This is a genomic window from Halocynthiibacter styelae, from assembly GCF_016123485.1.
Classification (GTDB): Bacteria; Pseudomonadota; Alphaproteobacteria; order Rhodobacterales; family Rhodobacteraceae; genus Halocynthiibacter; species Halocynthiibacter styelae.
The window spans coordinates 1-24,018 of sequence record NZ_JADCKQ010000002.1 but is presented as its reverse complement, the minus strand read 5'-3'; the positions used below and the strand labels follow the sequence as shown (position 1 = coordinate 24,018).

Here is a 24,018-nt window from a genome sequence, read left to right as displayed (position 1 = left end):
GTGTTTTGCGCCCGGAGGGCAGGATTGTCAATCTGCGAAAAGGGGGGAGTCAATTTCTGCGATTCACGTTATAATTGCGATTTATGTTGTTTAATTAAAACTATTCGAATAAATTAATATGAATTGAATTGATCTGTGGGCGCCGGATCGTCGGAAAACGACGGCAAGAGTGCCCTGGGTGAGGCAAAATGGCGGTTACAGGTACACCGGGTTCCGGTGACGATATCCTGACGGGTGATGGTGCGGATGATACCGTTGCCGGTCAGCAGGGGAATGATACAATTTCCGGGGGCGGTGGCAATGACACCATCCACGGTGATGTGTTGTTTGCTGCGAACGGACCGCTTGATTCAAATCAGAATGACAACAGCTGGAGTCCGGGCACAGTTACGGGCTGGTATAACACCGGATCCGGCGGCACGATTGAGCGCTGGGGGGACGGATTTCTGGGGCTTTCAACGGCTGACGGATCCGCGTTTATTGAACTCGACGGCAATACAGTTGGGGTGGATCATGTCCAGACGGATGTTGAACTGGCCGATGGTGTTACATATGTCCTGAGTTTTGATCACGCAGCCCGTGCCGGCGGATCTGTGAATGATGATTTTGAGGTCACCCATAACGGCACAGTCATCGCAACCATCAGCCCATCTTCCACCGGGTTCTTTACCACCACAACACTGACACTGACGGGCCTTTCTGGCACAGATACAATTGGCTTCAGAGAATTCGCAAGTCAGGACAATGGGCTTGGACCGCTGCTGGATAATATCCAGTTTTCCCTGACCCCGGCATCTGTTGCAGCAAGTGGGCATAGCTTTAACGACATCCTTGATGGTGGGGCCGGTGACGATAAAATCTACGGTCAGGAAGGTGATGACACGATCACCGGCGGGGCGGATGACGACTACCTGGAAGGGGGCAGTGGCAGCGACACATTTGTCTATGCCGACGGATCCGGAAGTGATGTCATCAAGGACTTCACCATTGGGGAAGATCTGCTTGATGTCTCTGCGCTGAACAACGGATCTGGTCAGACTGTTGGCAACAGCGATGTGGTCGTCATGTCTGATGGCGAAGACGGATCGATACTGACCTTTCCAAACGGCGAGACGATCCGTCTGGTCGGGGTTGACCCGTCAAGCCTTGATACCCCGGAAGAACTTGCCGCGATCGGGATACATTGTTTCCTGCAGGGGACGGGTATTCTGACGCCGAGTGGCGAACGGCGCATCGAAGACCTTAGGGTCGGTGAGGAAGTGCTGACGCGGGACGCCGGGGCACAGGAAATCCGTTGGATTGGGCGCAGGCTTATGAAACCTGCACATCTGAACCGAAACCCGCATCTGCGTCCGATCTGTATCGGGAAAGACGCGCTGGGGCCGGGATCACCTGTGCGCGACCTTTGGGTTTCTCCGCAGCATCGCTGTGTTGTCACCGGGGCGAAGGCAGAAATGCTATTTGCCGCAGAAGAGGTCTTTGTGCCCGCGAAATCTATGACTGACCTGCCCGGGTGCTATGTAAGCGGGCGAGAAGATGTCGTGTATTTCCATATTCTTTTTGACAGTCACCAGCTGGTAATGTCGGAGGGGCTTTTGACCGAAAGTTTTTATCCTGGCGCAGCACACCAGCGGGCCGGTGATCAGAAGGTCCGCGATGAAATTCGTGAAATCTTTCCCGAAATGGCAGATCGGCCTGATGTTTGCGGGCCGACCTGTTTGCCAAGCCTGACCGTCAGAGAAGGCCGCCTGCTTCTGAGTTGACCCGTGTTCAGGGCTTGAACTTTGCGCATCACCAGCCAAAATAGAGACAGAGGTGTGCGATGAGTAAGTTTGACGATATCCTGATGATGGCTGTGGAACGAAAGGGCGGGTTTGATGCCGTGCTTGGGGACATTCCGCCGCCAAAATCTGCGGCAGAAATAGCCGCTGTTGCAGATCGTGACTGGCTTGCACAAATGGCGCGCAGCATTTTTCAGGCAGGTATTTCCTGGAAAGTGGTGGAAAACAAATGGCCTGGCATTCATGAGGCTTTTGATGGCTTTGACGCGGGCCGCCTCGCGATGATAGCGAAGAGTGGTTTGACGCGCTTCTAAAAGACACACGCGTGATCCGCAGTGCGCCCAAGATCCGTGCAATCAGCAACAATGCAATATTCATCCGGCAGGTTGCTGCTGAACAGGGAAGTTTCGGAAAACGCATTACTGACTGGCCGGATGATGATTTCTTCGGTTTGCTGGACTGGTTGCAGAAAGAAGGTGCGCGGTTGGGCGGCAAAACCGGTGCTTATGCGTTGCGGATGATGGGGCGTGACGGATTTATGGTGTCAAAAGATGTGGTCGCACGGCTGGTGGTCGAAGGCATTATCGACAAAGCGCCGACTTCAAAAACTGCGAAAAAGGCAGTGCAAAAGGCCTTTAATCAGTGGCGGGAAGAAAACGGGCGCAGCCTGACCGAAATTTCCCGTGTGCTGGCGCGCAGCATCGGGTAATTCTGAACAAAAGATAAATGCGGCAGAGGGGCAGACATGACCAATTTTCTTGAAACCGATCAGGGGCGCAAAATCGCCTATCACAAAACCGGTGGTGAAGGGCCGACCGTTGTGTTCCTGGGCGGGCTGAAATCCGACATGGAAGGCACGAAAGCCATACACCTTGAAGCCTTCTGCAAGGCACGCGGACAAAGCTTTCTGCGCTTTGACTATTCCGGCCATGGTGAAAGTTCTGAAAAATTCACAGATGGCTGCATTGGGGACTGGCATGAAGATACTGTCGCCGCGGTCACAGCCCTGACCGCCGGCCCGCTGATCGTTGTTGGTTCTTCTATGGGCGGCTGGCAGGCCCTGCTTCTGGCCCGCGCCATGCCTGAACGTCTGATGGGTCTGGTGGGTATCGCTGCCGCGCCTGATTTTACGGAAGATGGCTATTGGGCCGGCTTCACGGATATGCAGAAAGAACAGATGGAAACGCAGGGTTATGTCGAACTGCCTTCTGACTATATGGAACCCTATATCATCACCAAACGCATGATTGAGGACGGGCGCACACGCCTTGTTCTGCGTGAGGATCTGAACCTGCCATTCCCCGTGCGCCTGTTGCAGGGCACTGCGGACACCGCTGTCAGCACCGAAACGGCTGTACGTCTGCTGGACCATGCCCAAAGCCCCGATATGCGCCTGCAACTGGTGAAAGATGCGGATCACCGTTTTTCGGATGACACTTGCCTTGGGCTGATCGAAGCCGCGGTTGCGGAGATTACGGATCTCGCCAATGCGTAATTTCGGCAAATGGCTGGGCCGCATTCTGCTGGTGTTGATCCTGGGAATTGCTGCGCTGTTCACCTTTGGGCCACGCGAACCGGCGGATGTGGTGGCGCGCTTTGATCCTGCGGTGATTGGCGATGATCCCGTTGCCTATTTTGCGGCGGCGGAAGCTGCATTTGACGACATTACGCCCGGCACGGAAAAGCGCATCATCTGGGCGGGTGATGTGGGCGCGAAGACACCACAGTCTGTTGTTTTCGTTCACGGATACTCCGCCACATCTGAAGAAATTCGCCCTGTACCTGACATGGTTGCGGATCACCTGGGGGCAAACCTGGTCTACACACGCCTGCGGGGGCACGGGCGCGTGGATGAGGCCATGGCAGACGCCACCGCGCAGGATTGGTATGATGATCTTGCCGAAGCAATGGCCGTTGCGCGTATGGTTGGGGATGAGGTCATCGTTATTTCCAATTCCACCGGCGGGACGCTTGTGGCCCTGGCTGAAACCGGCGATCCGGAACTGATGGCGCAGGTGAAGGCGACGGTTTGGTTGTCGCCGAACTTTGGAATTAACTCTTTCGCCGCGCCATTGCTTTCTCAGGGGGGCGCACGTTGGTATTTGCCGTATCTGATTGGCGAGACCCGCAGCTTTGATGTGCAAAGCGAAGATCACGCAACCTATTGGACAAACAGCTATCCTTCCGTTGCGCTTCTGCCCATGGCCGCAGCGGTGAAGGAGGCTGCCGGGCGCGACTACAGCAATGCCGGTACGCCAGCGCTCTGGATCTTTTCCGACGGGGATCAGGTGATTGACCACAGCATCACCCGCCGTGTTGCGGGCGAATGGGGCGGCATTTCCACAATTGCGCAACAGGATGTCCCTGACGGCAATGATCCCTATGAACATGTGATCGCCGGGCGCGTTATGTCACCGGGTATGACAGACACGGTGGTGCAGCAGATCACAGCCTGGCTTGACGGGTTGGAACGAATGTGAACAGAGTGTGAACATTAACGCAGTGGGAGCATTCATCATGGAACAACGCATCAGTCTGATCACCCTGGCTGTGTCTGACCTTGAAAAATCAGCTGCTTTTTATGAGGCCTTGGGCTGGCAGCGCGAGGACAGCGAAGATGGTGTCATCGCGTTTAACTTGATCGGCCAGACGCTGGGGCTTTATCCAAAGGCTTCACTTGCAGATGAACTGGGCATGGAGGTCAGTGACATTGGCGGATTTTCCGGTGTGACTTTTGCTCACAACTTGCGCACCAAAGAAGCAGTGGCACCTTTCCTTGAACGCGTCCGTGTCGCTGGCGGGAAAATCCTGAAAGAAGCACAGGATGTATTCTGGGGCGGGCATCATGGATATTTCGCAGATCCCGACGGCCATGTCTGGGAAGTCACCCATAATCCATTTTCTCCCCTTGGCCCAAAGGGTGAGTTTCAATGGAGCGGCGCAGCGTAGCTCTGCTGCCACAGGTTGTGTCAAAACGAGAATACCTGCTTATGAACTGTGGGCAGGTTGGGCCAGATCGCCTAGCCTGCGCACAACAATAAGCTGCATAAAGCAGACTTCAGAGCAGACGGAGATCCCCATGTCCGAACCCTTGGTTCTGGTTCCTGGCATGATGAGTGACGCGCGGGTGTTTATGCCGCAAATAGTAGAATTAACGAAAACCCATTCGGTTCAGGTTGCTCCGGTGTCCCAGGCAGACAGCATCCGCGAGATGGCGCATGATGTGTTGCGTGGTGCCCCGGAACAGTTTGCGCTTGCCGGACATTCCATGGGCGGGGTTGTCGCTATGGAAGTCCTGCGGCAGGCCCCGGACCGGGTGAGTAAGCTTGCGCTGATTTCAACCTCTGCAACCACCGAAAGTCCGGCACAGGCCGCGGAACGTGAACCATTGATGGTGCGTGCAAGGGCGGGGCGGCTGGCTGAGGTCATGGAAGAAACTCTGCGTGCGGATGTGTTTTTTGATGGTCCCGCCCGTTCCCAGATTCTGAACCTCATTCAGGAAATGGCAACGCGTCTGGGGGCAGATGTCTTTGTGCGGCAAAGTCGCGCCCTGCAAAGCCGCCCGGATCAGCAAAGAACACTGCGCACAACGCGCATTCCGGTGCTGGTGCTTGGTGGGGAAAATGACAGGCTCACGCCGCCCGCCCGGCACGAATTTATTGCGGGGCTTGTGGAAAGGGCCGATCTGAGGATCCTGCCCAACGCTGGTCATTTGCCAATGGTGGAGGCCGCAGACGCGGTGACAGAGGCCCTGCGCAACTGGTTGAGCGGCCCCTTGATCCTTCGGTGATTATGCTTTTTTCTGCGGAGCTTTGCGTTTTTTCTTGCCTGTGCCGCGTGTTGGCACCAGGCCAGAGTTCGCATCAATGAAATCCATCACCAGCGGGCGAATGTTGTTGCGCCAGCTTTTACCTGCGAAAATGCCGTAATGCCCGGCACCTTCTTCTACGTGAGAAGCTTTCTTTTCTTCTGGGAGGCCAGTGAGAAGATCCAGGGCGGCGATACACTGACCAGGCGCTGAGATATCATCTTTGCTGCCTTCAACTGTCTTTACCGCAACGGAAGTGATTGCGCCGATATCAACCGGCTTGCCTTCGATTGTGAAGATGTTCTGCGCGATTTCGCGCCCCTTAAAGATGCGTTCCACGGTGGAAAGATAGAACTCTGCCGTCATGTCCATCACGGCCAGATATTCGTCATAGAAACGATTGTGCTTGTCGTGTTCCTGGGCTTCGCCACGGGCCACGCGCATCATTTGCTCGTAAAAGGCTTTGCCATGCTTTTCAGCGTTCATGGACATAAAGCTCTGCAGTTGCAGAAGGCCCGGATAAACCATCCGCCCACAGCCGGCATATTTTGCGCCAACCTGTTGAATTACGGTTTCTTCTAACTGCCCCATGGTCACACGGCGACCGAAATCGGTTACCTCTGTTGGTGCTGCGTCGGGATCAACAGGACCGCCTACAAGGGTCAGGGATTTTGGCTGGGATTTTGGATCTTCCCCGGCCAGATATGCGGTTGCTGCAAGGGTCAGTGGGACAGGCTGGCAAACCGCGATCACGTGTAAATCAGATCCCAGATGTTTCATGAAATCTGCCAGGTAAAGCGTGTAATCTTCAACGTCAAACTTGCCGGTAGACACAGGGATATCCCGTGCATTGTGCCAATCAGTGACCCAGACCTCGCAATCTTCCAGCAGGCTTTGCACGGTGGATCGCAGCAAGGTGGCATAGTGACCGGACATCGGCGCGACCAGCAGAACGCGGCGTTTCATTTCTTCACGTCCCAGCACATGGAAACGGATCAGATCACCAAAGGGGCGTTCAACTTCGGTTTCGACCTCTACCAGATGATCCTGCCCGTCTGCCCCGACAACCGAATGCAGATTCCAGTCTGGTTTCGCCACCATACGCGCAAAGCTGCGTTCTGTGACTTCCCCCCAGGCGGCCATCAGGTTAAACATGGGGTGCGGGACCATCCCGAATGCAGGATATGAAGCCATCGCCAGCGCAGAAGCCCCCAACCACTGGTTGGTATTGCGCATGGTTTCCATCAGGTCGTAGGTTGCCATATACCGCATTCTTGTCGCTCCCGCATCTGACCTTCTGCAGTGCAGAAAGGTACTTTGTAATACTGCTGCAACATTTCCCTGTATATTTGCAAGCAGGTCAGGAGAAATGCTGCGTAGCAGCGAAGGTAGTGTGGAAAATCGCGTATGACAACCGAAGATCACAAAAATGATCATAATGATACCGAAGTGACCGATGTGCTGGCCGAAAACATGGCCCGTGTCGAAAACCTGTCTCAGCGGCTTGTCAGCTCTGCTTCCTACAAAACTCCGATCAATCCGGCGCTCGAAGGGCCGGGGCAGGACATGTATATGAAAGCCATGTCCGGCTATATGGCCGAAATGATGTCGAATCCGGCAAAGATCTTTGAACACCAGGCCAGCTATTGGTCACAATCCGTGGGCCATTTTGTGGAGGCACAGAAAGCGGCGTCGGAAGGGCATGCACCAAAAGACGGGCAAAAGAATGATCGCCGTTTTACGGGTGACGTCTGGTCCGCCAACCCCTGGTTCAACTTTGTGAAACAGCAGTATCAGATGAATTCGGATATGCTGCGTCAGATGGTGACGGATACCGAAGGCTTGAGCGAACTGGATAAAAAACGCCTGCAGTTCTTTACCAATCAGGTGATTGATATGCTGGCGCCGACGAATTTCCTGGGCACGAACCCTGAAGCGATGCAAAAGGCCATTGAAACCCAGGGGCAAAGCCTTGTGGACGGGATGGAAAATCTCGTCAGGGATATGGAAGATCATGGGGGCGATCTTCTGGTATCGCTTGCGGATCGTAACGCATTTGAAGTGGGCAAGAACATCGCAACGGCCGGCGGGCAGGTGGTGTTCCGCAATCGGATGCTGGAACTGATCCAGTTCGCTCCAACCACTAAAACCGTGCATAAAATCCCACTGCTGATTTTCCCGCCATGGATCAACAAATACTACATTCTTGATTTGAAAAAGAAAAACTCTCTCATTCAGTGGGCAGTGGATCAAGGGTATACGGTGTTTGTTGTCTCCTGGGTCAACCCGACAGAAGACTTCGCAGATGTTGGTCTCGATACCTATATCGAGGAAGGTTATTTTGAGGCGATGAACGCGGTGAAAGAGATCACTGGCGAGAAACAATTGAATGCTGTCGGTTATTGCGTCGCTGGCACTGTCCTGACACTGACCCTGGCGCTGATGCAAAAACGGGGTGATAAGACTGTAAAATCCGCGACCTTTTTCACCACCATGACCGATTTTTCGGATCAGGGGGAATTCTCGGTCTTTCTGGGCGATGATTTTGTTGATGGGATCGAAGCGCAGATCTGCAGTGATGGCATCCTGAAATCCTATTTCATGTCGCGGACCTTCTCATATTTGCGGGCCAATGATCTGGTTTATGGGCCAATGATCCGCAATTACATGATGGGTGAAGCCCCGCCTGCCTTTGATCTGCTGTACTGGAACGGCGACAGCACCAATCTGCCGGGCCGTATGACGATGGAATATCTGCGCGGGCTGTGTCAGCGCAATGAGCTTGCGGAGGACGGGTTTGAGATCTGTGGCGAAACGGTTTCGCTGAAAGATGTGAAAATCCCGATCTGCTTTGTTGCCTGCGAGACAGATCATATTGCGGCCTGGAAAAGCTGTTTCAATGGGTTCCGGCAGTATGGATCAAAAGACAAAACCTTTATCCTCTCTGAATCAGGCCATATCGCCGGGATTGTGAACCCGCCGAGCAAGAAGAAATATGGCCATTATCTGAATGAGACACTGGAAACTGATGCAGACGACTGGCTGAAAGGTGCCGCGTTTAACGAGGGCAGCTGGTGGCCACACTGGTCTGGCTGGCTGGATGCGAAATCTGGGAAAAACCTTGCAAAACAAATCCCTGCGCGAGACCCGGGCAGTCAGAAATTCCCGCCGCTTTGCCCGGCGCCAGGAACCTATGTGAAGGTGCATTCCTGAGCTTCGTGAAGTTTTTGCTGCAGTGCAGAAAAATGCTTGAAATGCTGCGATGCAGCACGTATATATCTACCTGTAAGACACATTCATGCGGGCCGGTTTCTTCCTCCTTTCTCTCCCTGACCCGCAACATCAGGAGCTGATAAGATGGCTAAAACACAAGATTTCACCAAGACCATGCAGGATTTCATGGGCAAATTTCAGATGGACACCTCTGCATTTGACGCTGCATTCAAAAGCAATGCCGCATTCGCAGAAAAAATGTCCAAAGTTGCACTGACAGCTGCGGAAAAATCTGCTGAGATTTCCAGCAAATGGACCACTGAAGCGCTGACAAAAGCGGGCGATGTTTCCACTGCTAAATCCGACCCTGCGGCTTATGGTCAGTCTGTGACCGATTTCGCATCTGCTTCTGCTGAACTGGCTGCTGAAAACATGGCGGCATTTGCTGAAGTTGCGAAAAAAGTTCAGATGGAAACTGTTGAGCTGATGCTGGCGGCGGGCAAAGAAGCTGGCGAAGAAGCAACTGCGGCTGTGAAAAAAGCAACTGACGATGTTGCCAAAGCTGCCAAAGCGGCTGCGAAGTAAAATCAAAGACATACGCGCCGATCTCCTCCTCCCTCAGGCGCGGAACAAAAGGCGGTCTCTTGCAGGCTGCCTTTTTCTTTTCTTGCAATTCTACATTGCTTCCCTAATCTCTCTGCACTGCAGAAGCGCAGCATTTGCGCAGAAAAGGGGACAACCGTGGGCGACAAATCCGGGACATTGCTGATCAAGCGCTATGCAAGCCGCAGGCTTTACAACACTGAAACCAGTGACTATGTGACGCTTGACGATATCTCCGGCTTTATTCAATCTGGCCGTGAGGTGCAGATCGTTGATCTCAAAAGTGGCGATGACCTGACCCGGCAATATCTGCTGCAGATTATCGCAGATCACGAAAGCCGTGGCGAAAATGTGTTGCCGATCAACGTGTTGACGGATCTTGTGCGCAGTTACACCACCCATGCTCATAGTGTTGTGCCGGATTTCCTGGCCCAGAGTTTTGAGATGCTGCGCGACGGTCAGTCCCAGGTGATGGAAAACCTGGGCAGCATGAACCCACTGGCCAATATGCCTGGCTTTGAAATGATGAAAGCCCAGCAGGAAGCCTTCATGAAGGCGATGACAGGTGGTGCTGTGCCGGGGGCCCAACCGTCCCAGGAGGCGAAGGAAGAAGGCGAGCTGTCGGCGATTAAGGAACAGCTGGCGGAACTTCAGGCCATGATGAGTAAACTGGGTAAATAGGCCCATGTGAGACGCGTGATGCCCGATAGCCCTGGTAAGATAACCCTTTGGGGAATAGAGATTTTCATCGCGACAGCGGATGAGGGTTCAATCTCTGCGGCTGCACGTCGGGTGGGGGCCAGTGCCTCTGCTGTTTCGCAGCAACTGACCAGCCTTGAGGCGGCGGTTGGGGCGACGCTTTTGAACCGGTCCACGCGGCCTGTCAGCCTGACACCGGCCGGGGCGATGTTCCGGCGGCGGGCGCAGGTTATTCAGAATGAAGCAGAACAGGCCCGCGCAGAACTTGCGACGTCAGATCTATCAACCCTGACCAGCTTTCGCCTTGGAATGATTGAAGATTTCGATGCTGATGTAACGCCTGCGCTGTTGTCTGATATGGCGACGGATCTGTCTCATTGTCAGTTCTTGTTGGAAACAGGCGCCAGTCATAAACTGTTTGGGTTGCTTGATTCCCGGGCGTTGGATGTGATCGTAGCGGCGGATATGGGCGCTGCTGCAAGCTGGATGGAAGTCCATCCGCTGATGGAAGAACCCTTTATCGCAGCGGTGCCAAAAGGGCTGGTGTCAGAAAGGTTCCAAGGTGCTGATTTTATTGATACTTTGGGGGAATTGCCCCTGATCCAATATACCGCGCGTCACGTGATGGGGCGGGTCATTGCAGCGCATCTGGCACGCCAGAACCTGCGGCTTTCACATCGGTTTGAACTGGATAGCTATCACGCGATTATGGCGATGGTTGCGCAGGGGGCAGGCTGGACCATTCTGACGCCACTGGGGTTCCTCAGGGCGCAGCGATTTCATGATGGGCTGGATCTGTTTCCTTTGCCTTTTGCACCGCTGTCACGGACGATTTCACTGCATGCAAGACAGGATGTTCTTGGCGATATGCCGGGGCAGGTGGCGGAACGGTTGCGTGGATTGCTGCGGCAACTAACCATTGAACAGGCACGTCTGCACATGCCCTGGCTTGGGGATTCACTGCGGCTTTTGTAGGGTAAATACGCCATGCACAAAGCATGCACATTATATTATATGCACATGTTATGCATATCGGGCGTACGGTGCTTTCAAGACATTCTTAAGTGCTTCTGCGGCGCAGCAATGCTGCGCTACGCCGCAGTGCAGCATTGGGGTCAGGCGACTTTTTGTGCGCCGGATTTTACGGCTTCTGCTGCGCGTGTCAGTGCGGAGGTGATATAGTCCAGCTCTTCCCGCTTCAGGCGGGCGGGCAGGCGTACGTCACAGGCGCTCATCAACATATTACGGGTCATGGGCAGTTCGCCCTGATCGTCGATGAATTGCCAGTTCCAGAATGCACGTGCGTTGTTCTTTGTGGTGCCAAAGACCTGCACAGCGATGCCTTCTGATGAGGCCGCATCGACATAGGCCTGCGTTTCTTCAGCGGTGAAATCGACCAGGTTAAACTGAATCGAATCCGGTGCGCGCAGTTCAGGTGCCAGCGGTGGGGGCACATCGAGCCATGCGGACTGGTTCAGGCCATCTGCTACATAATCGTGGTTCTCGCGCCCGTCTTTTACGCGGCGCGGTACTTCAGCAATCTGTGGGCGGATCACAGCGGCAGACAGGTTCTGCATGCGCAGGTTATACAGCGGCAGTTTGTTCTGCCATCTTTCAAAGGCGTCATGCAGGACCGGGTGTTTTTTCCAGTTGTGTTCATAAGCGCCGGACATGATCACAGCCTGGGCCACAAGATCTGCATCGTCAGTGACAAGAATGCCGCCTTCGCCCGCGTTGATCAGCTTGTAGGACTGGAAAGAGAAACAACCGATCTTGCCGATGGTGCCGATCTTGGTGTCGTTCCAGAGGGTGCCAAGGGAGTGCGCCGCGTCTTCAATGACCGGGATGCCGGCAGCGTCGCAGAGTTCCATAATCGCATCCATATCGGATGTATGGCCGCGCATGTGGCTGATGATCACGGCTTTGGTGTCGGGCGTCAGCTTGGCTTTGAAATCGTCGATATTCACACGGTAGTTTGCGCCGACTTCCACCAGAACCGGTTTGCATTCGGCGTGCACGACGGCAGAGGGCACAGCGGCGAATGTGAAGGCCGGGATCAGCACGCGGGCGTCACGGGGCAGTTGCAGCGCCTTCAGCGACAGGAACAGCGCGGCAGAGCAGGAAGACACCGCCAGAGCGTATTTCGTGCCCATGAATTCGGCGAATTCTTTTTCCAGCAGGGCAACAGGTGCGTTTTCTGGTGCTGTGTAACGGAAGAGATCGCCGGACTGCAGCATGCGGTCAATTTCAGCGCGGGCGGCTTCTGGGATGGGCTCTGCGTCGTAGACGTTCGGGGCCTGAACAGCAGTGTCTTTCATCATCCTCATCCTTATTTTGGAAATTCTGAATTCTATCTTAAGTAAATCTGTAAGTGTGATCCGGAACAAAATCCATCAAAAAAGCCGCAGGGGAGGTTAATCTCCTGCGGTTTTGTGTCATTTGAGCGATATATCGCCCGATCACGGATGTCAGCGGATCAGCTTTGGCCGGTATTTGATCTTTTGGCGGCTGTTTGATGGCAGATGCCGGTTCAGCCGTTTGTTGATCGCACCATAGACCCCAATGACCACAAGGGTCAGCAGAATGAAATAGAAGGCCAGGATCGGGTAGGGGACGAAAGGGTTGAACGTCTTATCCGCGAAGTAGCTGGCGTAATACAGCGCATCCCCCTGTTGCCGCCAGGCCGGGAAGCTTGAGAAGAACACAAGCGTGGTGGCGTGGAACATGAAGATCGCTTCATTGGTATAGCCAGGCCATCCCAGACGCAGCATGGTCGGGAAGATAATACGACGGAAGCGTTTCCAGCCGGACAGACCATAGGCATCTGCGGCCTCGATATCGCCCTTAGGGATGGATTTCAGCGCACCATAGAAGATTTCACCAGCATAGGCGGATGTGTTCAGGAACAGCACAATCAACGCCCCCAGCCAGGCTTTGGTCAGCCAGCGGGTTTCCACGGTAATTTCTGTGAAACCAAGGTTCAGATCCATGCCAAGTTTTGGCAGAAGAACGAAGGTTTCATAGGCCAGGAAGAACTGGATAAACAGCGGTGAGCCGCGGAAGACGAAAACAAAGATTTCGGCCGGTTTGCGGAACCATGGGTTTGTGCTGAACTTGCCCAGGGCCACGGCGGTTGACAGAAAAAACCCGAAGAACAGGGCGAGAATGCCGAAGTAGATGTTCCAGATCATGCCGGAGCCGATCAGGGTGAACTGATCGCACAGGGTGAAATCAGAGCGCGGCAGCAGGCGTTCGCCATAACCAAGCGAGCGGAAAGCATAGCTTTGAACGGTTTCCCAGCAGCTCATGATGCGGCCTTTCTTGCGGATTCGCCCCCGGCGGTGGCCTGCCCGTGGGTCAGACGCGCCATGACGCGATCAAGGATAATTTCGCTGACCTTGGTCAGAGTCAGATAGAAGACCAGCAGGCCCAGGAAATACCACAGACGCCAATCGGGGTGGGGATAGGCGAAAGCATCGGTTTTCAGACCACCCAGTTCTTTGGCCCAGTAAACAACGTCACGCACGCCCAGAAGGAACAGCAGGGGGGTGGCTTTGATCAGGATCATCCAGAGGTTCGAGAGGCCAGGCAGGGCGTAAACCCACATCTGCGGCACCATAATGCGCCAGAAGGTCTGACGCTGTGACATGCCATAGGCCTCAGCCGTTTCAAGCTGCGCACGTGGCACGGCGCGCATGGCACCATAAATCACATTTGCGGCGAACGCCCCGAAAACAATGGCAAATGTAAGAACAGCAATGCTGAAACCATAGCTTTGATGCACAAAGGCGGAGGCTTCGGACAGGGGCATTTTCGCCGCGTCGCAGACCACAAAATCATTGCCCTGACGAATGGCGTCGGGCCAGTCCGGGCATTTTACCTGATGCCGCAGCCATTCAATGCCCTGATCAAGGGCGATGACAAAGAACAGGAAGAAAGCCACATCCGGCACACCCCGTACAATCGCAGTATAGCCTTTCCCGATCCAGCGCAGAGGCGCGATATGGGAACGGGCCGCCGTGGCACCGGCGAAACCAAAGAGCAACGCGGTGGGCGCGGTGATCGCCAGCAGCAGAAGCACGGTAAAGACCGAGGAAAACGCGGTGAGATGCTTTGGCGTGGTCAGATAACAACTGATCCAGGCCCAGCCTTCGATCGCAGAGGGGTCAGAGCAATATGAGAACATAGTCAGCCGGAAGATAGCGGGACAACAGCCCCATAAAGAAAGGGGAGGCCAGAAGGGCCTCCCCGAAGATCAGGCAGGATCAGAAGGTTTGTGCTTCGTCACCAAAGTACTGAGTGATCAGTGCATTCAGTGTGCCATCGTCTTTCATAGTCTGGATCGCAGCGTTGAATTTTTCACGCAGCTCGCCGTCAGATTCACGCAGGCCCATGCCAATGCCGCCACCGAGTGGGACGAGATCGCCAACAAGCATCAGTTCGCCACCAGATTGTTCAGCGATTGGCTTCACATAGTCTTCATCCGCAAATACTGCGTCGACTTCGCCGTTTTTCACCGCAGCAACGGTTTCGTCAGGGGTTGCGAATTCAACCAGCGTCGCGCCGGATTCAGCAACGTGACCGGCCTGAATGGTTGCGGATTGTGCAGAAATCACAGCGGAGGACAGATCTACATCAGCTGACATCGCCATATATGCAGAAGCAGATGGAGGTGTATAGTTCTGTGTGAAATCAATCACTTCGTCACGCTCATCGGTGATGGACATGCCGGCGATGATTACATCGTAGTTGCCGGACACGAGGTTCGGAATGATGGAATCCCAGTCATTGGTGACCCATTCGCAGGTCAGTTCAGCGCGTTTGCACAGCTCATCGCCCAGCTCACGTTCAAAACCAGCGATTTCGCCGTTGTCGTCGATGAAGTTATACGGAGGGTAAGCGCCCTCGGTGCCCAGCCGAACTGTGTCAGCAACGCCCATGCCGGCCATCAGAGCCAGGGTCGCGGTGGACAGGATCAGTTTTTTCATGTGTTCTCTCCCAAATTTGAAGCGCGTTATTGTTAATCTGCGGTTGTTGCGCTCAGGAACTGTTGCAGACGTTCGGTTTTCGGATTGCTGAAAAGTTCGCCAGGGGCGCCTTCTTCTTCAATCCGACCCTGATGCAGGAAGACCACGTGGTCAGATACATCATGGGCCATTTTCATGTCGTGGGTCACGATCAGCATGGTGCGGCCTTCTTCGGCCAGGGCCTTGATAACTTTGACAACTTCCTGTTCCAACTCCGGATCAAGCGCGGAAGTTGGTTCATCAAACAGAAGGGCCTTGGGTTCCATGCAAAGGGCGCGGGCAATCGCGGCACGCTGCTGCTGACCGCCGGAAAGCTGGGCAGGCCAGGCATCGCATTTATCGCCGATGCCAACCTTTTCCAGGTATTTGCGTGCGGATGCTTCGGCTTCGTCTTTGTCACGGCCCAGAACGGTAACCGGGGCTTCCATGACATTTTGCAGGATGGTCATGTGAGACCAGAGGTTAAACTGCTGAAAAACCATGGACAGATTGGTGCGCATTTCCCGCACCTGGTCTTTGTCGGATGGGCGGCGGGTATGGCCTTCGCCTGCCCATTTGACCGGATCACCACAGAAGAGGATTTCACCCTGCTGGCTGTCTTCCAGCAGATTGCAGCAGCGCAAAAGTGTGGATTTACCAGAACCGGACGATCCGATCAGAGACACCACATCACCCCGGTTTGCATGAATATCAACGCCTTTCAGCACCTCAAGCTGGCCATAGGCTTTGTGCAGATTGCGGATTTCAATGACGGGTTCAGCGGCAGCAGTGGATTGCGCGGCTTCGGCGGTATCGGTTTGATTCACGTTTTGGTTCTCTGTTGGCAGCAGGCTTTTTGATTATCGGGAATTAGTCCCGAAATTTGTTCTGATTGCAACGGGGAATCCGCCGCTTGGACCTGTGAAACGCGGCAGAAGGCAAATAATCGGGTTTTATGAGCAGAAAACCGGAGGTGTCAGGCCCGTTTCCCGGCAGCTTTCTGGCGGGCTTTTGCAGATTCCACGTCCGTCAGGCCAAGCAGATCGGTTATGAGACGCAGCTGGCTGTCCTCTTCCTGATCGCGGGCACCGTCGGCCAGGGCCACACTCCAGAGGCTTTCGAGGATGGCAAGACGATGTTCATGCGCCACGGCGTCTTTGATGGAACGGGTGAAACGCACGGTGTCGGGGGCTTCGCTTTCCAGTTGCTCAGCATCCTGACGCAATTGGTCTGCGTCTGTCTGCGTCATGCCGTAACGATCTGCAAGAACGGATGAAATAGTTTTGATTTCGCTGGCGGCATAATCGCCGTCGCTGCGGGCGATACGTACAAGCAAAGCGGCAAGGGACAATCGTGCATCCGGATCGGACAGCGGGGCAGGGGCGGGGGCCGTCAGGCGGCGCAGAAGATCAGCAAACATAAACGTGATATAGGCATGGATCCGGCGGGCTGCCAATCACGTTTTACGCGGAAAGGTCAGGCCGCCTGCGATGAGTGGAAACGCGCGTTCATGATCTCGTGGATCAGATCCATGGAGTGAAGAAGTGAATCCGCTGAAAGTTTGTAATATGTTTCGGGGCCTTTGCGCTGACGGGTAAGCAGCCAGCCCCGTTCCATTTCACGTAGGTGATGAAGCAATGTGTTGTTCTTAAGGCCGGTTGCCAGCTGTAGTTGCCTGAAAGCGAGTTCGCTGCCTTTTGTTTCGGACAGCAAGCGCATAATTATAATACGGCGTGGATGGCACAGAGATTTGAGCGCGCGTGCGATATTTTCGTCATTTTCGTGTTTGGGCATATTGACCACCTTCCTGAGAAGACGATCAGCGATTCTAGTTAAAGTAGGGTAAATCTGTTAAGATGTTGACCGGAAGATGGTGGATCGTATTTTTCACCGGAAAACCGGAAAACCGGAAAACCGGAAAACCGGAAAACCGGAAAACCGGAAAACCGGAAAACCGGAAAACCGGAAAACCGGAAAACCGGAAAACCGGAAAACGGTTCGGGAGGAGGAGGGGATCAGACCTCATATCCCTCCACAATCACCAGGTCCCCTTCAGAAACAGGATCGCGCAGCGCTTTGGCCGTTTGATATTCGGGACTGTTATAGCAGGCCATGGCGGTTTCATAATCGACGAATTCAATCACGACATGTCTGGATTTCGCTGTGCCTTCAACAACTTCCCCCACGCCCCCACGGATCAGAAATTTTGCGCCATATTTCGCGAAAGGCGCGGCATTGGCCGCACGGTAAGCTTCATAAGCGTCCGGATCATGGACATCTACATGTGCGACCCAATAGGCTTTTGGCATCTTCATTCTCCCAAAGAACAGCCCCGCCGGATGGGCGGGGCGGTATGTTATACAAGGCGGGAAGTATCCATCGCGGCGCGTACGAAATCAGCAAAGAGCGGATGGGGCTCAAACGGTTTGGACTTCAGTTCCGGGTGGAACTGTACGCCGATGAACCATGGATGATCCTGCCATTCCACGATCTCAGGCAGACGCCCATCCGGTGACATGCCGGAAAACTTCAGACCACAGGCCTCAAGCTGTTCGCGGTATTTCACATCTACCTCATAGCGATGACGGTGACGTTCCTCAATCGCGGTGGAACCATAGGCCTGCGCCACACGGGAGCCTTCAACAAGACTTGCATCATATGCGCCCAGACGCATGGTGCCGCCTTTTTCGTCATCGGCTTTGCGCTGCACTTTCTCGTTGCCCTGAACCCATTCTTTCAGGTGATACACCACAGGTTCAAAACGCTTTCCACCGGCTTCGTGATCAAATTCCTCGGATCCGGCGTCTGTCAGGCCTGCTTTGTTACGTGCGGCTTCAATCACCGCCATCTGCATGCCAAGGCAAATGCCCAGATAAGGCACTTTGTTTTCTCGGGCATATTGCGCGGCTTTGATTTTTCCTTCAGTGCCACGTTCGCCAAAGCCGCCAGGCACCAGAATGCCATGGAAGCCCTGAAGATATGGTGCGGCATCGTCCTGATCGAACAGTTCGGCATCGACCCATTCGATTTTCACCTTGGTCCGGTTCGCCATGCCACCATGTGTCAGAGCTTCGGCGATGGATTTATAGGCATCTTCCAGCTGGGTGTATTTGCCGACGATGGCGATCTTTACCTGACCTTCGGCGTTTACAATGCGTTCATGCACATCGTTCCAGCGATCCAGCTTTGGCGCCGGGGCGTGGGACATGTCGAACGCATCCAGAACCGCACGATCCAGGCCTTCGCGGTGATAGGCCAGCGGGGCCTCATAAATGGATTTCAGATCCTGGGCGGCAATCACGGAATCAGGGCGCACGTTACAGAACAGAGCCAGCTTCTCGCGTTCTTTCGCAGGAATCGGGCCTTCGGACCGGCAGACCAGAACATCCGGCGCAATCCCGATGGAACGCAGTTCTTTCACGGAATGCTGTGTTGGTTTTGTCTTCAGCTCGCCGGATGCCGCAATATAGGGCAGCAGGGTCAGGTGCATGAAGATACAATCGCCACGTGGCTTGTCATTGGCAAACTGACGGATCGCTTCAAAGAAGGGCAGGCCTTCGATATCGCCAACAGTGCCGCCAATTTCGCAGAGCATGAAATCTACTTCATCTTCGCCAATATCGATGAAGTCTTTGATCTCATTGGTCACATGCGGAATCACCTGAATGGTTTTCCCCAGGTAATCGCCGCGGCGTTCTTTCGCCAGCACGTTGGAATAGACCCGGCCGGAGGAAATGGAATCAGTGTTGCGTGCAGCAACTCCTGTGAAACGCTCATAATGGCCAAGATCCAGATCGGTTTCAGCGCCATCGTCGGTCACAAAGACTTCGCCGTGCTCAAACGGGGACATCGTGCCGGGATCAACATTCAGGTAAGGATCAAGCTTGCGCAGGCGAACAGTGTAACCGCGAGCCTGAAGCAAGGCACCCAAAGCAGCGGATGCAAGACCCTTGCCGAGGCTTGAAACAACTCCACCGGTGATAAAGACAAATTTGGCCATTGGCGCAGGCGCTCCCGTGATGATAGATTTCCGATCCGCACCCTGAAAAGGCCGCAGTATCACGGGGTTTGACCTATAGCGGATTCGAGGCAATCTGGCAATGGTGCAGAGCCACGAAAATCAGAGATCCACGATCGGTAAAACGCAAAATACTGCGGGGCCGGCGGGCCCCGAATCAAGTTGTAGTGGTTTCAGATGTAAAAACCGGGGACAGATGCCCCCGGAAGAATTAGGATATAACCAGCGATTTATTCGCTTGCAGCCGGGGCTTCTTCTGCAGGTGCAACATAGCCCGGGACCAGTTCTGCATCACCGGTTGTTGGTGGCAGCAGGGAACCTTCGCCCAGCGGGTTGTCCGGAATTTCAACCGCGGCAGGTGCTGTGCCGCCGATCTGATCAATAACGGAACCACCATTGGAGTTTTTCGCAGAGAAAATAGTCAGTGCAATAGAAGCCGCGAAGAAAGCGACGCCAAAAATCCAGGTCAGTTTACCAAGCGCCGTTGCCGCTGCACGAGAAGACATAACGCCGCCACCGGCCGCGCCACCACCGCCCATACCAAGGCCACCGCCTTCGGAACGCTGCAGCAGAACAACAACGATCAGACAGATTGCGACAATCAGAAGAATGACAAGAAGTACGTTTTCCATAGAGCAGGCCTTGCGAATGTGAGTTGCGCTTATCTAAGCCCTCATGACACGCCCCGCAACCCCTCCGTTTGTCCGGCGTGTTCTGAAATTCTGGCCATGGCTCCGAATCTGATTGCTTACTTTTGTATTGTCACCCGAAAGGGAAGGGGGGAAATGCCAAGGTTGCGCAGGGGATTAAGTGTGAACCAGGCTTTGAAGGTAATAGTGGCGCCGTGATCAAGCGCTCTCAGCGAGACCTGTTCGGTTTTGCCCCAATCCATTATGCCTTGCAGGTGAATGGCGTCATCGTCCACTTCCAGCAGCACATCTTCATATTGTTTCAGTCGTGCAACCTTTGTTCCGTCAATAAGAATCGTCAGTTTGCGCATGGCCCCGTAAAACCCCGGGTCACGTCGGATAGTGATCAGTTTCATCGTTTATCCCCCCAATACATAAAATATCAGATGATTTTGACGAAAATCAGACGGGGGACAAGAGGGTTGCGGCATATTTACGGTAGCCGTGCCGCACCACAGCCTGTATAGGGGCTGCGGTTTACTCACATATCTGCAGAACAGGTGGAAATATCATGGCCAATGTTGTTGTCGTCGGCGCCCAGTGGGGTGACGAAGGAAAAGGCAAGATCGTGGACTGGCTCTCTGAGCGTGCTGACGTGATCGCACGTTTTCAGGGCGGTCATAACGCAGGCCATACGCTTGTTGTCGGAGAGAAAGTTTACAAACTGCACGCACTGCCATCCGGCGTTGTGCGCGGTGGCAAGCTTTCGGTTATCGGCAATGGCGTGGTTCTGGACCCGTGGCATCTGGTGAAAGAGATTGCGACCATCCGTGGTCAGGGCGTTGATATTTCCCCCGAAAACCTGATGATTGCGGAAAACACCCCGCTGATCCTGCCAATCCACGGTGAACTTGACCGGGCCCGTGAAGAAGCGGCGTCAAAAGGCACCAAGATCGGTACAACGGGCCGTGGCATTGGCCCGGCTTACGAAGATAAAGTGGGCCGCCGTTCTGTGCGTGTTGCTGATCTGGCCGATGACGCAACCCTTGAAGCCCGTGTTGATCGCGCGCTGCAGCACCATGATCCACTGCGCAAAGGTCTGGGTATTGAAGCAATTGATCGTGATGCTCTGGTTGCGCAGCTGAAAGAGATCGCGTCTGAAATCCTGCCTTACGCTGCGCCGGTCTGGAAAGTGCTGAATGAAAAGCGCAAAGCCGGTAAACGGATCCTGTTTGAAGGTGCGCAGGGCGCACTTCTGGACATCGATTTTGGCACATACCCGTTTGTGACCTCATCCAACGTGATCGCTGGCCAGGCCGCGACGGGTGTTGGTGTTGGTCCGGGTTCTATTGAATATGTGCTGGGCATTGTGAAAGCCTACACCACCCGCGTGGGCGAAGGCCCGTTCCCGACTGAACTGGATGACGCAGATGGTCAGCGTCTGGGCGAACGGGGCCATGAATTTGGCACCACCACCGGCCGGAAACGTCGTTGTGGCTGGTTTGATGCGGCTCTGGTGCGTCAGACCTGTGCAACCTCTGGTGTGACCGGGATTTCCCTGACCAAGCTGGACGTTCTGGACGGGTTTGAAACCCTGAAGATCTGTGTGGGCTATGATCTGGACGGTGAACGTCTGGACTATCTGCCGACCGCCGCAGATCAACAGGCGCGCTGCACCCCGATCTATGAAGAAATGCCGGGCTGGTCTGAGAGCACCGAAGGCGCACGGTCCTGGAATGATCTGCCCGCCAATGCGATTAAATATGTAAAACGCGTCGAAGAATTGATCGAGTGCCCGGTCGCTCTTTTGTCGACATCGCCTGAACGTGACGATACCATCCTTGTAACTGACCCCTTCGCTGATTGAGGAAACCCGCGATGTCATTGAGTTACAAAGCCCGCCGTCGTCTGGCGTTGTTTCTGCTATTGGTCTGGCTGCCACTTTATGTGGTGGCCGCGGTGACCATAATGGGGATGATTGATCGCCTGCCACTGTTGCTGGAACTGGCGGTTTATATTCTTCTGGGGGTTCTGTGGGCTGTGCCGTTTAAACCCGTTTTTATGGGGGTTGGCAAAGCAGACCCTGATGCTGAAGAACAGCCTTCTGAAACGGCAGAGTGATTCAGAATTTGAAATGAGATAGAAAAAGGTGCCCCACGGGGGGCCTTTTTTTTGTCTGACGTTCATCTGTTTCAGGGGTGGAAACGTGTCTCAGGTGAGATACTGAACTGTCCACGCTGTTCCTTAATCAGAACCTGTTCCCGGATCAGATTGCCAAAGCTATGCAGGCCCGTGTCGCGGTTAAACTGCTGTTCACCCAGCGTTTCTGTCACAAGATTGATGACTTTCAGGCGGGTGAAATGGGGTTGTTCTTCGATCCAGGTCAGCCAGGCTGCTGCGGCTTCGATATAATCGGCCTGACTGCGGGCACCTTTGTCTTTGGCGAATGCCGAAAAATCCTGCCAGCTGGCAGGAAAGGCTGACTTCCTGTCCTCTTCAAGAGGCTCACCGATGGCGAGGGCTGCTGTGTCACGCTGAATGCGGCGCGGCAGAATGTGTTTGATCACGGTCTGAGGTTGATTGCGCCTTCTGACCGGAGGTTCCGGATCAATGCGCTGTTCTGACACCAGAACCAGAGGAGGCGGGCTATCAGTGTCGCGTTTTTCAGGTGGATTGGATCGGGTTTTACGAAGGCTGCTGCCAGGCTTTACGGCAGATGCAAGATCTGCGCGATAGGCTTCCAGATCTTCTGTGTCCTGCTGGTCCCCGCGTATCCGTTTATCTGCGACGGTTGCGGCAACCGCGGCGCGCAGATGCGAAATCGCAGATCGCCGGTTCTGACTGTCGGGGCTGTCGAGATGTGTGTTCGTTTCTTCCAGAAGCCGGCTGACAGACCGATCATTCCGGCGCCCGTGGCGGGGGGCATCCGTGTTTTCTTCGGGAAAAATCTGGATGTTTTCCTGTGTCTCTTCGGGAACATCATCGGTTTCCGGTTCAGATGCGTGATGTTCCGCTGACCCGGTGAAGATGGCGGACAGACTGCTTTCCAGATCTGCATCCACATCCGGCATCTCCGACAGATCTGTTTCTTCTTCAGTGGAAGCGATGTCTTCGGCAGGCGTCTGTGATTCCCGGTGCAGTGGATCCTGAGAAACACTTTCCGCTTCAGCAGCCAGGGCTGTATCTTCCGGCATCTGTTGTGCCGCACGCTGCAGTTTCAGGATATGCGGGCTGGTGCTGTCCATCTGAATGTAGGGGTCCGCATCGCCGGACTGATTGGGATCGCTGGCGGCTTCTTCCGGGGAAGTTCCCGCTGGTTCGACGGTATCGTCCTGATCTGCCTCGGTATCATTGTTTATTTCTGCGACCAGAGATTTAAGGGTGTCAGCCGTTGCCTGATCGGTGGTTGCAGGCGTGGAAACTGACGCAGACATGGCGTCGTCTTCCATTTCTGCGTCCGGAAGATCTTCAGGCGCGGGCAGATCGGCCGTGGGCAGCAGGACCAGCGCAGATGTTTCCGGATCTGACGGTTCCCTGGCTGTATCCGCGTCCTGGACCATACCACTTTCTGATTCAGAATCCGGGCGGGCGGACCCTTCCAGCATATCGGTCAGGGAAGGGCTGTCGCCTGCTTCAAAGTCAGCTTGTGCATCCAGATTATCGTCGCTCACCTGTGGGGCCGGCTGGAACTGGCTGCCTTCCCCGGTCGGCAGTTCATGGGCGTTCCGTGCGACAACGGCGCGAATGCGACGCAGTTTGTCTGAAACCGATGTTTCTTCGGGAAGCGGTTCTGTATCTGCGAGATCTTCCGAAAACAGCGTATTCGCGGTCTCTGGGAAAACGTCGGCCTGATTGCCATCCGTCGTGTCGGTCTGTTCACCGTCGGCTTCGTTGACGGTTTCAACTGTCAGATCAGGGGTAATCTCTTCGGGGATGATTGGGTTTTCCAGAACCGGATCATCCGGGAGGGTATTGTCAGGATCAGAGGTTTCGTCTTCGAACTGCACATCTGGCGCATCGGATACCGGATCCACATCTGAAGGCGTCTCTTCAGCTTCCGGGGCGTCAGAAATATTGGCCACGGCGTCAGAAATTTCTTGCACGGGCAGCTCAGGGATGGATTGTGCCTCAGCAGCCTCAGCAGCCTCAGCAGCCTCAGCAGCCTCAGCAGCCTCAGCAGCCTCAGCAGCCTCAGCAGCCTCAGCAGCCTCAGCAGCCTCAGCAGCCTCAGCAGCCTCAGCAGCCTCAGCAGCCTCAGCAG

At 54.6% G+C, this 24,018-nt stretch carries 26 protein-coding genes; 13 read left to right on the top strand and 13 right to left on the bottom strand.

All coding sequences use genetic code 11. The features are described from left to right. Nucleotides 1–188 precede the first annotated feature (188 nt). From H1D41_RS02355 to H1D41_RS02330, 7 genes are all read left to right on the top strand, one after another. Nucleotides 189–1,763 (top strand): Hint domain-containing protein, encoded by a 1,575-nt coding sequence (locus H1D41_RS02355; protein WP_228847406.1) that lies wholly within the window; start codon nucleotides 189–191, stop codon nucleotides 1,761–1,763. 59 nt (nucleotides 1,764–1,822) lie between these two features. Then, complete coding sequence (locus tag H1D41_RS18385; protein WP_324250253.1) at nucleotides 1,823–2,095, top strand: hypothetical protein; 273 nt, start codon at nucleotides 1,823–1,825, stop codon at nucleotides 2,093–2,095. An 11-nt stretch (nucleotides 2,096–2,106) separates the two neighbouring features. Then, nucleotides 2,107–2,490: a hypothetical protein gene (locus tag H1D41_RS18380; RefSeq protein ID WP_324250252.1), complete on the top strand. Its 384-nt coding sequence runs from the start codon at nucleotides 2,107–2,109 to the stop codon at nucleotides 2,488–2,490. Nucleotides 2,491–2,526: 36 nt separating this feature from the next. Then, nucleotides 2,527–3,276 carry an alpha/beta fold hydrolase gene (locus H1D41_RS02345; protein ID WP_228847405.1) on the top strand — a complete coding sequence of 250 codons (750 nt, stop codon included), beginning with the start codon at nucleotides 2,527–2,529 and terminating at the stop codon, nucleotides 3,274–3,276. Continuing rightward, entirely contained in the window at nucleotides 3,269–4,261 is a 993-nt protein-coding gene (locus H1D41_RS02340; protein WP_228847404.1) for an alpha/beta hydrolase, read from the top strand. Before H1D41_RS02345 ends, H1D41_RS02340 begins: the two co-directional genes overlap by 8 nt. 37 nt (nucleotides 4,262–4,298) lie before the next feature. Beyond that, nucleotides 4,299–4,730 (top strand): VOC family protein, encoded by a 432-nt coding sequence (locus H1D41_RS02335; RefSeq protein ID WP_228847403.1) that lies wholly within the window; start codon nucleotides 4,299–4,301, stop codon nucleotides 4,728–4,730. A 130-nt stretch (nucleotides 4,731–4,860) separates the two neighbouring features. Further along, nucleotides 4,861–5,571, top strand: coding sequence for an alpha/beta fold hydrolase (locus H1D41_RS02330; RefSeq protein WP_228847402.1), 711 nt, complete (start codon nucleotides 4,861–4,863; stop codon nucleotides 5,569–5,571). Here the strand turns inward: H1D41_RS02330 and phaZ are convergent, their stop codons facing one another. Then, nucleotides 5,572–6,861, bottom strand: a complete 1,290-nt coding sequence (phaZ, locus tag H1D41_RS02325) for a polyhydroxyalkanoate depolymerase (RefSeq protein WP_228847401.1) — start codon at nucleotides 6,859–6,861, stop codon at nucleotides 5,572–5,574. It abuts the gene before it with no gap. A 135-nt stretch (nucleotides 6,862–6,996) separates the two neighbouring features. On the opposite strand from phaZ, the gene H1D41_RS02320 reads away from it, so the two are divergent. The 4 genes from H1D41_RS02320 (at nucleotide 6,997) to H1D41_RS02305 (ending at nucleotide 11,079) form a co-directional block, all read left to right on the top strand. After that, nucleotides 6,997–8,802, top strand: a complete 1,806-nt coding sequence (locus H1D41_RS02320) for a PHA/PHB synthase family protein (protein WP_228847400.1) — start codon at nucleotides 6,997–6,999, stop codon at nucleotides 8,800–8,802. A gap of 144 nt (nucleotides 8,803–8,946) precedes the next feature. After that, on the top strand, nucleotides 8,947–9,387 hold the full coding sequence (locus H1D41_RS02315; RefSeq protein ID WP_228847399.1) for a phasin, PhaP: 441 nt from the start codon (nucleotides 8,947–8,949) through the stop codon (nucleotides 9,385–9,387). A gap of 156 nt (nucleotides 9,388–9,543) precedes the next feature. Further along, the gene (gene phaR / locus H1D41_RS02310) at nucleotides 9,544–10,086 is read left to right on the top strand and encodes a polyhydroxyalkanoate synthesis repressor PhaR (RefSeq protein WP_228847398.1); all 543 of its coding nucleotides are present in this window, start codon (nucleotides 9,544–9,546) and stop codon (nucleotides 10,084–10,086) included. An 18-nt stretch (nucleotides 10,087–10,104) separates the two neighbouring features. After that, complete coding sequence (locus H1D41_RS02305; RefSeq protein ID WP_228847397.1) at nucleotides 10,105–11,079, top strand: LysR family transcriptional regulator; 975 nt, start codon at nucleotides 10,105–10,107, stop codon at nucleotides 11,077–11,079. Nucleotides 11,080–11,219: 140 nt separating this feature from the next. Here H1D41_RS02305 and H1D41_RS02300 read toward each other — a convergent pair whose 3' ends face one another. The 11 genes from H1D41_RS02300 to H1D41_RS02250 all read right to left on the bottom strand — a co-directional run bounded on the left by H1D41_RS02300 (nucleotide 11,220) and on the right by H1D41_RS02250 (nucleotide 20,173). After that, on the bottom strand, nucleotides 11,220–12,422 hold the full coding sequence (locus H1D41_RS02300) for a DegT/DnrJ/EryC1/StrS family aminotransferase (protein WP_228847396.1): 1,203 nt from the start codon (nucleotides 12,420–12,422) through the stop codon (nucleotides 11,220–11,222). Nucleotides 12,423–12,572: 150 nt separating this feature from the next. Beyond that, complete coding sequence (locus H1D41_RS02295) at nucleotides 12,573–13,412, bottom strand: ABC transporter permease (RefSeq protein ID WP_228847395.1); 840 nt, start codon at nucleotides 13,410–13,412, stop codon at nucleotides 12,573–12,575. Next, nucleotides 13,409–14,290: an ABC transporter permease gene (locus tag H1D41_RS02290; RefSeq protein ID WP_228847394.1), complete on the bottom strand. Its 882-nt coding sequence runs from the start codon at nucleotides 14,288–14,290 to the stop codon at nucleotides 13,409–13,411. The genes H1D41_RS02295 and H1D41_RS02290 overlap by 4 nt, the downstream gene beginning before the upstream one ends. Nucleotides 14,291–14,369: 79 nt before the next feature. Further along, nucleotides 14,370–15,092: a transporter substrate-binding domain-containing protein gene (locus tag H1D41_RS02285; protein WP_228847393.1), complete on the bottom strand. Its 723-nt coding sequence runs from the start codon at nucleotides 15,090–15,092 to the stop codon at nucleotides 14,370–14,372. 32 nt (nucleotides 15,093–15,124) lie between these two features. Then, nucleotides 15,125–15,937, bottom strand: a complete 813-nt coding sequence (locus tag H1D41_RS02280; protein WP_324250251.1) for an ABC transporter ATP-binding protein — start codon at nucleotides 15,935–15,937, stop codon at nucleotides 15,125–15,127. A gap of 149 nt (nucleotides 15,938–16,086) precedes the next feature. Next, a complete protein-coding gene (locus H1D41_RS02275) occupies nucleotides 16,087–16,530 on the bottom strand; it encodes a tellurite resistance TerB family protein (RefSeq protein WP_228847392.1) in 444 nt (147 codons plus the stop codon). 56 nt (nucleotides 16,531–16,586) lie between these two features. Next, on the bottom strand, nucleotides 16,587–16,904 hold the full coding sequence (locus H1D41_RS02270; RefSeq protein ID WP_228847391.1) for an ArsR/SmtB family transcription factor: 318 nt from the start codon (nucleotides 16,902–16,904) through the stop codon (nucleotides 16,587–16,589). Nucleotides 16,905–17,125: 221 nt separating this feature from the next. Continuing rightward, a complete protein-coding gene (locus H1D41_RS02265) occupies nucleotides 17,126–17,419 on the bottom strand; it encodes a DUF1330 domain-containing protein (RefSeq protein ID WP_228847390.1) in 294 nt (97 codons plus the stop codon). A 47-nt stretch (nucleotides 17,420–17,466) separates the two neighbouring features. After that, nucleotides 17,467–19,110 (bottom strand): CTP synthase, encoded by a 1,644-nt coding sequence (locus tag H1D41_RS02260; RefSeq protein ID WP_228847389.1) that lies wholly within the window; start codon nucleotides 19,108–19,110, stop codon nucleotides 17,467–17,469. Nucleotides 19,111–19,358: 248 nt separating this feature from the next. Continuing rightward, a complete protein-coding gene (gene secG, locus H1D41_RS02255) occupies nucleotides 19,359–19,760 on the bottom strand; it encodes a preprotein translocase subunit SecG (protein ID WP_107495186.1) in 402 nt (133 codons plus the stop codon). A gap of 116 nt (nucleotides 19,761–19,876) precedes the next feature. Beyond that, nucleotides 19,877–20,173: a hypothetical protein gene (locus tag H1D41_RS02250; protein ID WP_228847388.1), complete on the bottom strand. Its 297-nt coding sequence runs from the start codon at nucleotides 20,171–20,173 to the stop codon at nucleotides 19,877–19,879. A gap of 155 nt (nucleotides 20,174–20,328) precedes the next feature. Here H1D41_RS02250 and H1D41_RS02245 point away from each other — a divergent pair, with 155 nt between their 5' ends. Next, a complete protein-coding gene (locus H1D41_RS02245) occupies nucleotides 20,329–21,624 on the top strand; it encodes an adenylosuccinate synthase (RefSeq protein WP_107495188.1) in 1,296 nt (431 codons plus the stop codon). 11 nt (nucleotides 21,625–21,635) lie between these two features. Continuing rightward, a complete protein-coding gene (locus H1D41_RS02240) occupies nucleotides 21,636–21,878 on the top strand; it encodes a DUF2842 domain-containing protein (RefSeq protein WP_107495189.1) in 243 nt (80 codons plus the stop codon). 71 nt (nucleotides 21,879–21,949) lie between these two features. Here the strand turns inward: H1D41_RS02240 and H1D41_RS02235 are convergent. Next, nucleotides 21,950–24,018, bottom strand: a 2,069-nt coding sequence (locus H1D41_RS02235; protein WP_228847387.1) for a hypothetical protein, incomplete at its 5' end; no start/stop codon positions are given.